Annotated in this window: 10 protein-coding genes and 1 pseudogene; 4 read left to right on the forward strand and 7 right to left on the reverse strand. The window is 65.1% G+C overall.

What is annotated here, in order from left to right:
* A pseudogene (locus AC0L2P_RS09910) lies at nt 1–262 on the reverse strand (hypothetical protein); the annotation flags it as partial.
* A 189-nt stretch (nt 263–451) separates the two neighbouring features.
* On the opposite strand from AC0L2P_RS09910, the gene rirA reads away from it, so the two are divergent.
* On the forward strand, nt 452–913 hold the full coding sequence (gene rirA, locus AC0L2P_RS09915) for an iron-responsive transcriptional regulator RirA (RefSeq protein ID WP_352721072.1): 462 nt from the start codon (nt 452–454) through the stop codon (nt 911–913).
* A 13-nt stretch (nt 914–926) separates the two neighbouring features.
* On the opposite strand, the gene AC0L2P_RS09920 is transcribed toward rirA, so the two are convergent.
* The 5 genes from AC0L2P_RS09920 to hemP are packed head-to-tail and all read right to left on the reverse strand — an operon-like array spanning nt 927 to nt 5029.
* The gene (locus tag AC0L2P_RS09920; RefSeq protein WP_473501048.1) at nt 927–1715 is read right to left on the reverse strand and encodes a heme ABC transporter ATP-binding protein; all 789 of its coding nucleotides are present in this window, start codon (nt 1713–1715) and stop codon (nt 927–929) included.
* 10 nt (nt 1716–1725) lie between these two features.
* Nucleotides 1726–2829, reverse strand: coding sequence for a FecCD family ABC transporter permease (locus tag AC0L2P_RS09925; RefSeq protein ID WP_473501049.1), 1104 nt, complete (start codon nt 2827–2829; stop codon nt 1726–1728).
* A gap of 5 nt (nt 2830–2834) precedes the next feature.
* The gene (locus AC0L2P_RS09930) at nt 2835–3743 is read right to left on the reverse strand and encodes a heme/hemin ABC transporter substrate-binding protein (protein ID WP_473501050.1); all 909 of its coding nucleotides are present in this window, start codon (nt 3741–3743) and stop codon (nt 2835–2837) included.
* A gap of 11 nt (nt 3744–3754) precedes the next feature.
* Nucleotides 3755–4813, reverse strand: coding sequence for a hemin-degrading factor (locus AC0L2P_RS09935; protein ID WP_473501051.1), 1059 nt, complete (start codon nt 4811–4813; stop codon nt 3755–3757).
* A gap of 9 nt (nt 4814–4822) precedes the next feature.
* Nucleotides 4823–5029: a hemin uptake protein HemP gene (gene hemP / locus AC0L2P_RS09940; protein ID WP_352830999.1), complete on the reverse strand. Its 207-nt coding sequence runs from the start codon at nt 5027–5029 to the stop codon at nt 4823–4825.
* A 199-nt stretch (nt 5030–5228) separates the two neighbouring features.
* Here hemP and AC0L2P_RS09945 point away from each other — a divergent pair, with 199 nt between their 5' ends.
* The 3 genes from AC0L2P_RS09945 to AC0L2P_RS09955 are packed head-to-tail and all read left to right on the forward strand — an operon-like array spanning nt 5229 to nt 9202.
* Nucleotides 5229–7439 carry a TonB-dependent hemoglobin/transferrin/lactoferrin family receptor gene (locus AC0L2P_RS09945; protein ID WP_473501052.1) on the forward strand — a complete coding sequence of 737 codons (2211 nt, stop codon included), beginning with the start codon at nt 5229–5231 and terminating at the stop codon, nt 7437–7439.
* A 5-nt stretch (nt 7440–7444) separates the two neighbouring features.
* A complete protein-coding gene (locus tag AC0L2P_RS09950) occupies nt 7445–7876 on the forward strand; it encodes a hypothetical protein (protein WP_473501053.1) in 432 nt (143 codons plus the stop codon).
* 36 nt (nt 7877–7912) lie between these two features.
* Nucleotides 7913–9202 (forward strand): energy transducer TonB family protein, encoded by a 1290-nt coding sequence (locus tag AC0L2P_RS09955; RefSeq protein WP_473501054.1) that lies wholly within the window; start codon nt 7913–7915, stop codon nt 9200–9202.
* 66 nt (nt 9203–9268) lie between these two features.
* Here AC0L2P_RS09955 and putA read toward each other — a convergent pair whose 3' ends face one another.
* Nucleotides 9269–12880, reverse strand: coding sequence for a bifunctional proline dehydrogenase/L-glutamate gamma-semialdehyde dehydrogenase PutA (gene putA / locus AC0L2P_RS09960; protein ID WP_473501055.1), 3612 nt, complete (start codon nt 12878–12880; stop codon nt 9269–9271).
* Between the last annotated feature and the right edge of the window lie 147 nt (nt 12881–13027).

The raw sequence follows: 13027 nt of genomic DNA on the forward strand, positions 1-13027 counted from the left end.
CCCGCCCGGCGGCCCCCAAAACCCCCCCCCCCCCCCAAACCCCGCCCCCCCCCCCCCCCCCCGCCCCCCCGCGGGCTCGGGGGCCCACGAAGCCCAGCCATGCATGCCGGCTCTCGAGCGATTTCGCCGCCGCAAAGATCAGCACGCAAAATGCAAGTGCTGCGGCGGCAACGAACTTGGTGCGCCTGAGCGCCGAAAGCTTGGCATCGGCATCGAACCGGGCGGACGCGACGGATGCAAATACCGGGGCTGGTCGTGACATGATGGGCCGCTCCTGATCGTGTATGCGAACTTATCTAGTGCCGCCTGCCCCAGAAAGCGCGCCGCTGGTTCCGGTGCGCAATCGTGCACGCAAACTTGACGCCGGAATTCATCTATTATGCAGCGCCAGTCTGGAATTGTTCCAAACTATAGGCCATATTGACGCCAACCACTGTTATGTGAGGACACAATGCGGCTTACCCGTCAGACCAACTACGCCATGCGCATTCTGATGTATTGCGCCGCCAACACCGAACGGTTGAGCCGCATCCCCGAGATCGCCGCTGCCTATTCGGTATCGGAACTTTTCCTGTTCAAGATCCTGCAGCCGCTGGTCGAAAACGGCCTGATCGAAACGGTGCGTGGCAGGAATGGCGGCGTCAGGCTCGGCCGCGCGGCCGAATCAATCAGCCTGTTCGATGTCGTGCGGGTGACGGAGGAAAGCTTTGCCATGGCCGAGTGCTTCGAGAACGACGCCGCCGAATGTCCGCTGATTGACAGTTGCGCGCTGAATTCGGCATTGCGCGAAGCGCTCAACGCCTTCTTCGCCGTGCTGTCACGCTACACGATCGCCGATCTGGTGGCGGCGCGCCCCAATGTGCGGCACTTACTCGGCATCGACATGCTGGTGCAAAGAGCGCCGGCCGCCTGATTTCCCTGATTGCCTACGCTGCCGATTGCGGCAATACGAACGGCATGTTTGCGGCCGGCAACGCGCCGACCTTCAGCCGGCAATCGAAGACCTTTTCGATCAGTTCGTCGCTGAGCACCTGTTGCGGCGAACCTGTAGCGGCGAGCCTGCCGCGATGCATGACGAAAATCCGGTCGGCATACATCGCCGTCAAATTGAGGTCGTGCACGATGGCGACCACGCCGCCGCCGCGTCTGGCGAAATCACGCGCGATGTCCATGATGATCAGCTGGTGTTTGATGTCGAGGCTGGACACCGGCTCGTCGAGGAACAAATAGCGCGGCTTGCCGTCGAGCACCGGCGCCCACACCTGGCACAGAACGCGGGCAAGCTGCACGCGCTGCTGTTCGCCGCCGGACAGCTCCTGGTAGAAGCGGCCGGCAAAACCGTCGAGGTCGACGCGCGCCAGCACCCGTTCGGGCAGGCGCTGGCCCTCGCCGGGCAGCGCGCCGGAGCGCCCGCCGACCAGGCCGAGCCTGACGATTTCACGCACGGTGAACGGGAAGGACAGCGTCATCGCCTGCGGCAGCACTGCGCGCACGGTCGCCGCCTCGACCGGCTTCATCGCCGATAGATTGCGGCCGTTGATGGTGATCTCTCCCGAATAGCCAAGATCGCCGGACGGTGCTCTGAGGAAGGTCGTCTTGCCCGAACCGTTGGGGCCGACGATGGCCGCGATTTCGCCGGGCCGTGCCACGAAATCGACATTGGCGACGATGCGCTTGCCGCCGATCGCCACTGAGACATCGCGCGCTTCGATCATAGGCAAACTTTCACAGGTCGATGACGCCGCGCTTACGCAGCAGGATCCACAGGAAGAACGGCGCACCGGCGACTGCGGTGACGATGCCGATCGGCAATTCGGCCGGGGCCACGATGGTGCGGGCAACGGCGTCGGCCAACAGCAGCAGCGCGGCGCCGAGCAGCGCCGATGCCGGCAGCAGGTAACGGTTGTCGGGGCCGATCAGCAGGCGCAGCAAATGCGGCACGACGATGCCGACAAAACCGATGCCGCCGCTGACGGCGACCGACGCGCCGACCGCTGCCGAGACGCCGACGATCGCGGTGTATTTCAGCCGCTGCACCGGAACGCCGAGATGACCGGCAGTGGCCTCGCCGAGCGCCAGCGCGTTGAGGCCGCGCGCCAGGAACGGCATTGCCGCCAGCGCCAGCACGATAACCGGCCCGACCGAGCCGATCTTTTGCCAGGTTGCGCCGCCCAACGAGCCGAGCTGCCAAAAGGTCAGGTCGCGCAGTTGCCGGTCGTCGGCCATGAAGATCAGGATGCCGGTCAGCGCCATGGCAAGCGCCGCCAGCGCGATGCCGGCGAGCAGCATGGTGGCGACCGAGGTCCGGCCTTGCCGTGTCGCGACCTGATAGAGCAGCAATGTCGTTGTGAGACCGCCGCAGAACGCAGCCAGCGGCAAGGCCAGCGTGCCGAGCGCCGAAGTCAGCGGCGCCAGCATGGTCGAGCCAAGCACGATGACGGCGACCGCACCGAGGCTCGATCCGGCCGAAACGCCGATCAGGCCGGGGTCGGCCAGCGGATTGCGGAACAGCCCCTGCATGACGGCACCAGAGACGGCAAGCGATGCGCCGATCAGCACGCCCAGAATGATGCGCGGCAGACGGATGTCATGGATGATCAGGCGGTCGCGGGCGCTCAACGCCGCCTCGCCGGGCAGTGCGCCGGACAGCCAGTCGCGCATGACGCCGATGGCCGAGGCATCGGATGCGCCGGAGGTCAGCGACAACAGCACGGCGATAGCCAGCCCGACGCAGAGCAGCACGATGACGAGGCGGGCGCGCCGCGAACGGTCACCCTCGGCTGCCGTCGCCATGATGCCCTGCGCACCGGCGATCGAATGGTCGGCCATCGCGCTCAATCCGTGACTTGGCCGCCATAGAGCGAGACGGCGAGATCGTGGATAGCGTCGGCCGTGCGCGGGCCGAAGCCGAGCAGATAGCCGCCGTCCATGCGGATCAGCTTGCGGGCGGCACCCGCCGGCGTCGAAGCCACAGCAGGGTTCGAAAACAATTCGTCATCCGCGGTGGCCGGCCCGGCATTGTTCATCACCAGGATCACGTCGGGCCTGGAGGTGATGACCGCCTCGTCCGACAATTGCTTGTAGCCGGCAAAGCCGTCGATCACGTTGATGCCGCCCGAAAGCTTGATGATGCCGTCGGCGGCGGTGTCGCTGCCGGCGGCAAGCAGCTTGCCACCCTGCATCGACAGCACGAACAGGATGCGCTTGCGATCCTTGATCGAGGCGGTCTGCTTTTCGGCTGCCTTGAGCTTGGCGTCGATCTGGGCCGCCAGCGCATCGGCCTTGGCCTCGGTGCCGAGCGCCTTGCCGACGATGTGGATCTTTTCGAGAATGCCTTGATTGTCATAGCGCTCGGGCACATCGATGAACGGGATACTCGATTTTTTCAAGACGTCGACGGCTTCGTTCGGTCCGCTGCCGTGCAGGGCCAATATGCCCGACGGATTGACCGACAGCACACCCTCCGGCGACAGCTGGCGCATATAGCCGACATCAGGCAGTTCCGCCGCCGCTTGCGGATAGCGGCTGGTCGAATCGCGCGCGACAAGACGATCCTGTTGACCGAGCGCGTAGACGATCTCGGTGATCGAGCCGCCGATGGCCACGATCCTCGAGCGGTCGGCGAAAGTCGCGATGCCCTCGGCGGCTTGAGCCGGCATCAGCGCGACGAACGCCAGGAAAACAGCGGCCGCAGGACCAGGCGCCGACCTGGAGACCGATGCCAGCCTGGAGAAAACAACCATCGTCGTTTTCCTCAGGCTGCGGTCGGGCTTGGGATACGCGGCAGGTTTTCGGTCAGAAAGCGCCAGTCTTCGCGCTCGCTTCCGCCCTCATGCCGCTTACCGAAGAACTGGACGATCATCTTGCCGTCGGCGCCATAAACTTCGAGCGACGTGACATGGCCGTCCTTGGTCGGTTTGCGCACGGCCCAGACCTCATCGATGTGGTCGGTGCGCAGGTGCAGATGGAAGGTCTCGTCGAGCACATTGAGCCATGGTCCCATCGGCTTGATCGAGGCGACGGGGCCTGAATGGATCTGGATGCAGCCGCGATTGCCGACAAAGCACATGATCGGCATGCCGCCAGCAGCGGCGTGGTTGAACATGGCGTTCACCGCACCCCTGTCGACCAGCCAGGCGTAGTCCTGGCCGACCATGCGCACCGCCTGTCGGCGGCTGATCTTCAGTGTCTTCAGCATGCCGAAGAACTGGTGGACGTCGGTCAGCTGGCTCCAACGGTCGCGCAGATCGTCGATGCTCGCCGTATTGTCCGCAGTCTCGGTCTCGTCAGCCGTGCCCGCTGAAATCGCCACCGTCGGCTCCTGGTTCGGCGATTCCAGCCCGGCCACCAGTTTCTGATAGGCGTAGAGGTTGGAGGCTGGCCTGAGATGCACCTTGTGTACCGCCTCGCCTGCGGCGTCGAAGAACTGCAGACTGCGGCGGATGTCGGCGCCATCGCGCTTTTCCACGGCAAAGCCCTGCGCCCAGACTTTTGGGAAAATGCGCAGGTCGATGTTCTCACCGAGCACCATGGCATTGTGATTGCCAGTGACGACGTTGTCGTAGACGCCGATCTTCTCGTGCACCGCGCTTTCGTTGCGGGTCAGCGCCATCACCTCACCGACAGCTTCGAGGCCAGTCAAAAGGTCGTTGACACGCGGCTCGACGCGCACGACGCCGTCGCCGCAATGCGCGGCGACCAGTTCGGCCTCCGAAATACCGAGCTGGGCGGCGAGGTCGCGCTCGCGCATCTTCGGATTGTCTGCCCGTGCCCGCCGGATCTCGTGCGGGGCGGGTTTTACGCGCTGGTCCATTTCTACCACCTACTTGTTGAGGATGAGCTTGCCCTGCCGGGTGATCTTCAGCCGATACAGCGCACCGTGATGTTCGATGCCGATCTCGTGCTCGCCCTGGAACAGCGTGTTGCTGGACAGCGTTCTCACGGCCGATTGGACCCGGTCGAAATGGACGGAATTTTCGTCGGAACGGCGGACGCGATAGCGAAAGTCGCTGGGATTGTGCGTGTTCATGGGTTCGCTCCCTGTTTTGTGCCGGGCATCTGGCTCGGCGCCTGCGTGAAATGCCGATCAATTCTTGACTCGAATGGTCATGTTATCTAGCAGTGCAATACCGGAGTAAATGAGTCAACATTTAAGACGCCGGACGCGAGAAAAATGCCAGCGAGCCCCAAGCCAGCCAGCATCGAACTTGGATTCTTGGAGTTGCAGCATGGGGTTGGCGAATTGGGGACGGCTGGCGGGCAGCGGCCTGGCACATTGTTTTATGACAAGCAAAATGGCCGCGTTGCTGGCCGGCGCGGCGGCGATCCCGCTGCTCGCCACACCGACCGGCGCCCAGCAGGCCGCCCAACCGGCAGCCGACCAGCAGCAGACTGACCCGTCTCGACAGCCCGAAAAGGTAATGCCGGCCCCCGGCACCACGCTGCTCGACAAGATCCTGATCCTCAGCCGTACCGGCGAGACGGCGATCGAGTCGCTTGCTTCAGCCAGCCATGTCGATGAGGAACAGCTCGAGCGCCGCATGGCAACGACGCCCAACGAGATGCTGTTCGGTGTGCCGGGTGTCGCCGTCCAGGCCGACGCAAGGCGTGTCAGTTCCAGCATCAACATCCGCGGCCTGCAGGATTTCGGCCGCGTCTCCGTCATCGTCGACGGTGCCCGCCAGAATTTCCAGCGCTCGGATCATGGCACGCAATCGACCTTCTACATCGATCCCGAACTGATCAAATCCGTCGACGTGATCCGCGGCCCCGTCGCCAACACCTACGGCTCCGGGGCGATCGGCGGCGTCGTCTTTTTCGACACCAAGGATGCTCAGGATTTCCTCAAGCCGGACGAGACCTGGGCGGCATCCACGACCGGGCGCTACGAAACCAACGGCGAAGGCTGGACCACCAGCGCCACCGGCGCCTTTCGGATCAACGAGAACTGGGACGTGCTCGGCAATATCGTCTACCGCGACTATGACAACTACAAGCATGGCGGCGGCGACACTGTAGCGGGTACTTGCTTCGACGTCTTGAGCGGCCTCCTCAAGACGACCATCCGCCCCAGCGAAAACAGCGAGCTGAAGCTGGGCTGGATCGGCTCGAACGACGGATGGACCGAGACCAGCGGCAGTGCGCCGGTGAACGACGCCGACCTGAAAGCGAATACCTTCACGGCCCGCTACAACATCACCGACGAAGATAAGAGCTGGCTCGATCTCCACATCAACGCCTCGTACAACAAGACCAAGCTCGATTTGACGACCCTTGTCGCGCAAAACCGGTTTGATCCGGTCACCGGCCTGCCTGTGGTTCTGCCGGCGGGTTCGAAATCGACGTTCGACATCGGCACCTCCGGCATCGACATCTGGAACACGTCGAGATTCGAGACCGTCGGCATTGCGCATGAGCTGACCTATGGCGGCGACTGGGTTGGCGACGATGTCGAGACAGGCGGCACGGCGGGCGGCGACAGTTTCTACACGCCCTCGGGCAACAGGAACGTCTCCGGTGCCTACGTTCAGGACAAGCTCACCTGGGACTGGCTCGAGGTCATCGCCGGGCTGCGTTACGACAGCTACAAGCTCGACAGCGATGTCGGCGAATCCTCTGGCGACCAGCTGTCGGCACGCATCACAGTAGGCGTTTCGCCCTTCGAAACCGCCGGCCTTTCCGGGCTGCAATTCTACGGCACCTATGCGGAAGGCTACCGTTCCCCTTCGCTGTCGGAGACCCTAATCAGCGGCAATCATCCGGCAGGCGTCAGCTTCCCGTTCCTCCCCAATCCCAATCTCAAGCCCGAAACCGGCAAGACGGTGGAATTCGGCGTCAATTACAACACCAACGGCGTCATTGAGGCCGACGCCGCGTTGCGGCTGAAGGCGGCCTACTTCAACAACAATGTCGACGATTACATCGACGGCGTAACGCTATCGGCGTTCGACCCGACCAGCGGCTGCCCGTTCGGTCCGGGCATACCGATCTGTTTCCAGTATCAGAATTTCGCCAAGGCCAAGATCCACGGCTTCGAGATCGAGGGCGTCTATGACGCCGCCTGGGGCTTTGCCGGGCTTTCCGCCTCGATCACTGACGGCCACACGATTTCCTATGAAGGCGAACGGGCGGACCTTGTCACCGTCCCCTCCTCCCAGGTCACCGGGCAACTCGGCTTTCGCTTTCTCGAGGACCGGCTGACCATCGGCGGCGAGGTGCAGTACAACGGGAAGCCGCAGGGCAACCCGGTGGCCAGGGACTACACGCTGGTCAATGCCTTCGCCAGCTACCAGGCGACCGACAATTTCAAGGTCGATTTCCGCGCCGACAATCTCTTCGACGTCAAATACGCCAACCCGCTGAACGCGTCGACCACGAGTGTCGTCTACGAGCCCGGCGTCACCCTGAAGCTGGCGGCGACCATGAGATTAGGAGGCTGACGACAATGACAGGCGTGACGGCGTCCCTTCATCTGTTCGCCGCGGTGCTGGCAATATCGCTTGCGGTGGCTCCGGCGTGGACACAACAGCAAGCGCCGGCGCTTCTCCTCGAACTGAACGGTGCGCAGCCTTCCGACAAAGGCTGCCGTCTGACCTTCGTGGTCACCAACAATCTCGGCGCCGGTCTTTCCAAGGCGGCATTCGAGATCGCATTGTTCAACGAGGCCGGTGTCGTCGATCGGCTGACCGTGCTCGATTTCAAGGAGCTGCCGGCAGGCAAGACCAAGGTGACGCGTTTCGACCTTGCCGGCACCGATTGCGGCAAAGTCAGCCGCGTGTTGATCAACAGCGCCACGGAATGCGCCGGCGCCGAGCCGAATGCCTGCATGCGCGGGCTGAAGACGCAGACCAGGACCGGCATCGCCTTCGGGGTCTGAATTTTGGGACTGGAACCCGCATTCACAGGAAACGCCGTGGCGTGGCCGCTGGCCAGTTTCCTGCCGCCGGAATCCCACGAGCCGGATTTCGCCATCCCGCTCGGGGCGCTCCGCGTTTCGCCGGGCGACAGACCGGAAGACAGTTACATCGTCGATGCCGACGGCGACTTGCCGACGATACCTGCGGAGCCATTGCGGCGGGTACGACAGAAGCAGCGGCGCCGCAACTGGACGGTGGCGATCGCCTGCTCTTGCGCGTTCCATGTAGCCGTGGCGCTGGCTTTTCTCGCGCTGCTGGACGACCGGCCAAGGATCGAAGGTGCCGACCAGCAAGGCGAAATGCTGCTCGGCGCCGACCCGCAGCAGGCGGCCGACGATGTCGCAGACGACCCGGAAGTCGCGAACGTAACGATGGTGACCATGCACGAGGCCAAGTCCGTCGAAACGGTCGAGGCACAGGCGACCGCGGCGGAGGAGACGCTCCAGCCGGTCACTGACGCGGCCGAAGCATCGGACACAGAAGTGGTCGAGCCGGTCAGCGAGGCCGCCACAGAAACTGCTGCACCTGCCGATCGCACCGAGCCAGCACCTGCACAGTCGGCGCCCCAGGACCCATCGCCCGACGTTCTTGCGACCGATCGGCTGGTGCCTGCCGACGACAATGCCGTGCCGCCGCCAGTCAGCGCCGTCGAAACGGCCAAACCTGCCGAGACAGATGCACCGGCACCAGCCGATCCGAAGCCAGCCAAAACAATTCAGACAACCGAGACAGTCGGCGCGGCGGAAGGACCGAAGCGGGACAGGCCGGAACCCAGGCAGCCGAAGAAGGCAACCGCAAAGAACACGCCGGCCGGGAAAGCCGAACCAGATGGGCCTGAAAAGCCGGTCGCGCGCAAGAAGGCGGGCAAGGTATTTGCCAAAGCCGATTCCAAAAAGAAAAAGACCGGCTCCGGCGGCCGTGACGAAACGGATGTCGCGCGCGGCACGGCCGACGGCGAGAAGAACGGCAAGATCCTGACCGCCAGCAGGGGCGGCAAATCAGGCGTCGGCAACGCAGCCGTCACGAACTATCCCGGCAAGATCAGGTCAAAGCTGGTGCGGGCCTTCAATTCGACACGCACGCGCGCCACCGGCACAGCAACCGTCGCCTTTACTGTCGGCTCGAACGGCAGCGTCCGGTCCGCCAGGCTGACGGGAAGTTCGGGTGTTGCCGCGCTGGACAAGGCCGCACTCGACGCAGTCCGTCGGGCTTCCCCGTTTCCCCCTATTCCAGACGGAGCCGGTCGCTCGGCCTGGCAATTCCAGGTGCCGCTCGGCATCAGGTAACGATCGTCCCATGCGGGCACCAAAATCGGCGCCGCCCCTGCCGGCGATACGCGAGCCCGGCGAAACCTACGCCGCGGCCAGCAGGCTGGCATTGCCGCCCGCCGCCGTGGTATCGACGCAGACAGCGCGCTCGTGCGCGTAGGCAGCCGGATTAAGCACTTCGCTGACCAGCGGCACGATCGGGCCGGCGCGCTCGGCGATGACCTTGCGCACGATGCGCGCGGCCTCGAGGGTGCCAGAAAAGGCGACGACATCGACCCGCAGCGAGCGCGCTTCGACCGGGTCCGGCCGGCCGTCGATGGCCGCCAGCGGCAGGCCCTTGCCGGTCAGCGCCGACAGCGCCGCCGGCGCGCCGGGGGCGACGGCGAGCACCGCATTGCCGGCGGCCAGCGCCTGGATCGTCTGCGCAAGCAGCGTATCCGCGTCCGGGCCGAGGCAGAGCACGCGGCCGCGCGGCGACAGCGACAGCGTGTTGGCCTCACCGGTCGGCCCGGGCAGGTCGACCTGGCCGAAATCGATCGCGGCGGCGGCACCGATGGCCGCAGCGCCCTTGCCGCGCAGATGTTTCCTCAGGATGGCGACGCGGTCCGGCCGCGTCGACCAGCCGCCAAACGCCGGATCCGGCAGATTGTCGGCGAGCTCGGTCGCCGTCACCTTGCGGCCTTCGGCAAGATGGGTGCCGGCCTCCGGTCCCTTGCGGAAGCGCCGGAGATAATGTGGCCCGCCGGCCTTCGGCCCGGTGCCGGAAAGCCCCTCGCCGCCGAACGGCTGCGCGCCGACGACGGCGCCGATCTGGTTGCGGTTGACGTAGATGTTGCCGGCATGGATGCCATCGACGAAATGCTGGGCGCGGCCTTCGATGCGGGTGTGCAGGCCGAAGGTCAGGCCATAGCCTTTGCGGTTGATCGCGGCGATCACCGCATCGATGTCGTCGGCATCGAAGGTGGCGACATGCAGCACCGGCCCGAACACCTCGCGCTCCAGCTCCTCGATGCCCTTGACCCGAAAGACGTGCGGAGCGACGAAGCGGCCGTCCTTCGGCGCCTCGAGCTTGGCGATAAGCCGGCCCTGCAGCCCCATTTTCGTGCAATAGTCGCGGATCGACGCTTGAGCCTCGTCGTCGATGACCGGGCCGACGTCGGTCGCGATCCGCCAGGGGTCGCCGAGGCTGAGCGCTTCCATCGCGCCCTTCAGCATCTCCAGCATCTTCTTCTCGACGTCCTTCTGCACGTAGAGAATGCGCAGCGCCGAGCAGCGCTGGCCGGCGCTCTGGAAGGCGGAGGCCAGGACGTCGCGCACCGCCTGTTCGGGAAGTGCTGTGGAATCGACGATCATGGCGTTAAGGCCGCCGGTTTCGGCGATCAGCATGGCGTCGGGCGCTGCGGTCTCGGCGAGTTGCTTTTCGATCAGCTTGGCGACCTCGGTCGAGCCGGTGAAGCAGACGCCGGCAATGCGAGGGTCGGCGGTCAGCGGGCCGCCGACCGAGGGGCCGGCGCCGGGCAGAAGCTGGATGACGTCCTCCGGCACGCCGGCCTCGCGCAGTAGCTGGACAGCGCGGAAGGCGATCAGCGGCGTCTGCTCGGCAGGCTTGGCGATCACCGAATTGCCGGTGACGAGTGCCGCCGCGATCTGCCCGGTGAAGATGGCCAGCGGAAAATTCCACGGCGAGATGCAGGCGATCGCGCCGCGCGCCTCGGTGCCCGCCTCGGCATTGGCGGCCTCGGCCGCATAGTAGCGCAGGAAATCGACCGCCTCGCGGACCTCGGCAACGCCGTCGGCCAATGACTTGCCGGCCTCGCGGGCGGCGAGCGCAAAGAACTCGACGGCGTTCGCCTCGTAGAGATCGGCCGCCCGGTCGAGGATGGCGGCGCGCTCGGCGACCGGGCGTCTTGCCCATGCCGGTTGTGCCTCGACGGCGATGCGCACGGCGGTCTCGACCTGCTTGGCGCCGGCCTCGCTGACCGTGCCGACCACTTCCGAAGGTTTTGCCGGATTGACGACCGGACGCTGCTTGCCATAGCCGGCAGCGCGGCTGACCGGCTTGGCGTGCCAGCGCTCCGGCCCGGCGAACTCGGCCCTGGCCTTGTCGATCGCCGCCAGCGTCAGCGTGTCGGTGATGTCGAAACCCTTGGAATTGCGCCGGCCGGGGCCAAAAATCGCCGACGGCGGCACGATCGCCGGATTGGCGGCGGGGCCTTGTTTCTCCACCGTTTCGAGCGGGTCGCGGGCGATGTCCTCGGGCTCGACCTCCTCGTCGGTGAGCTGGTGGACAAAGGAGGAGTTGGCGCCGTTCTCCAGCAGCCGGCGGACCAGGTAAGCGAGCAGGTCGGAATGCGCGCCGACCGGCGCATAGATGCGGCAGCGCGTGCCTTCGGCCCGCCGCACCGTCTCATGCAGCGCTTCGCCCATGCCATGCAGCCGCTGGAACTCGAATGTATCGCGCTCCGTCGTCATCGACAGGATGGCGGCGACGGTGTGGGCGTTGTGGGTGGCGAATTGCGGATAGATGCGATCGGTCATTGCCAACAGCTTCTTCGCGCAGGCCAGGTAAGAGACGTCGGTGTTGGCCTTGCGGGTAAAAACCGGATAGCCGTCGAGCCCGAGCGTCTGCGCCCGCTTGATTTCGGTGTCCCAATAGGCGCCCTTGACCAGCCGCACCATGATGCTGCGGTCGTATTTCCTCGCCAGCGCGTAGAGCCAGTCGATGACGAAGGCGGCGCGCGGGCCATAGGCCTGCACGACGACGCCAAAACCGTTCCAGCCGGCAAGCTCCGGCTCGGCCAGCACCCGCTCGATGACGTCGAGCGACAGCTCGAGACGGTCGGCTTCCTCGGCGTCGATGTTGAGGCCCATGCGCGAATGGCGCGCCGCCAGCGCCAGCGACAATAGCCGCTCGGCCATGACGGGCAGCATCTTTTCCTTCTGCGTCACTTCATAGCGCGGATGCAGCGCCGACAGTTTTACCGAAATGCCGTGATTCTGGCGGATGTCGGGGCCGTTGGCGCCGGCATCGAGCGAGGAGATGGCGTCGGCATAGGCTTTGAGGTAGCGCAGCGCGTCGGCCTCGGTGCGGGCCGCTTCGCCCAGCATGTCGAAGGAATAGAGATAGCCCTTCTGCGTCATCGGCCGGCCGCGCCTGACCGCCTCGGCAATGGTGCGGCCGAGCACGAACTGCTCGCCCATCTCGCGCATGGCCGCCGCAACCGCCTTGCGGATGACCGGCTCGCCTAGCCGGCGCACCATGGCGCGCAGCGTGCCTTCGATGCCGCCCTCGCCTTCGTCGAGCACGCGGCCGGTCAGCATCAGTGCCCAGGTCGACGCATTGATGAAGATCGAGCTCGAGCCGCCCGAATGCGCCGACCAGTCGTGCGGCGCGATCTTGTCGGCGATGAGGTCGTCCATCGTCTCGGTGTCGGGCACCCGCAGCAGCGCCTCGGCCAGGCACATCAGCGCCACGCCCTCCTTGGTCGAAAGGCCATAGGCGGACAGGAAGACCTCCATCAGCCGCGGATCGGACGAGCCGCGCACCGCGCGCACCAGATCGGCGGCACGGGCCGAAATGGCCTTGCGGTCTTGCGCGGACAGCCCGGCCGCCTCGGCCAGCCGCTTCACCGCCTGGTCTTCGTCGGGCAAATAATTGGCACGGATCTGCTGGCGGATGGTGTCGAGCGCTGGCATGGCGGTCCTGTAGTGCGAGCATAAGGGAGCGGGCCGGCGGTCACCGGACCGAATGGCGCAAGCTAACATAAGTAGGGACTCCAGTCGGTCCAAAGAAATCGACAGGACAGGTCGGTTGATCTATCGTTAGGAGTGATAACTTCCAAT

The sequence above is a fragment of the Mesorhizobium sp. WSM4836 genome (assembly GCF_055811815.1).

Coding starts and splice junctions, on each gene's coding strand:
- rirA (WP_352721072.1), top strand. CDS start 452: ATGCGGCTTACCCGTCAGACCAACTACGCCATGCGCATTCTGATGTAT.
- AC0L2P_RS09920 (WP_473501048.1), bottom strand. CDS start 1,715: ATGATCGAAGCGCGCGATGTCTCAGTGGCGATCGGCGGCAAGCGCATC.
- AC0L2P_RS09925 (WP_473501049.1), bottom strand. CDS start 2,829: ATGGCCGACCATTCGATCGCCGGTGCGCAGGGCATCATGGCGACGGCA.
- AC0L2P_RS09930 (WP_473501050.1), bottom strand. CDS start 3,743: ATGGTTGTTTTCTCCAGGCTGGCATCGGTCTCCAGGTCGGCGCCTGGT.
- AC0L2P_RS09935 (WP_473501051.1), bottom strand. CDS start 4,813: ATGGACCAGCGCGTAAAACCCGCCCCGCACGAGATCCGGCGGGCACGG.
- hemP (WP_352830999.1), bottom strand. CDS start 5,029: ATGAACACGCACAATCCCAGCGACTTTCGCTATCGCGTCCGCCGTTCC.
- AC0L2P_RS09945 (WP_473501052.1), top strand. CDS start 5,229: ATGGGGTTGGCGAATTGGGGACGGCTGGCGGGCAGCGGCCTGGCACAT.
- AC0L2P_RS09950 (WP_473501053.1), top strand. CDS start 7,445: ATGACAGGCGTGACGGCGTCCCTTCATCTGTTCGCCGCGGTGCTGGCA.
- putA (WP_473501055.1), bottom strand. CDS start 12,880: ATGCCAGCGCTCGACACCATCCGCCAGCAGATCCGTGCCAATTATTTG.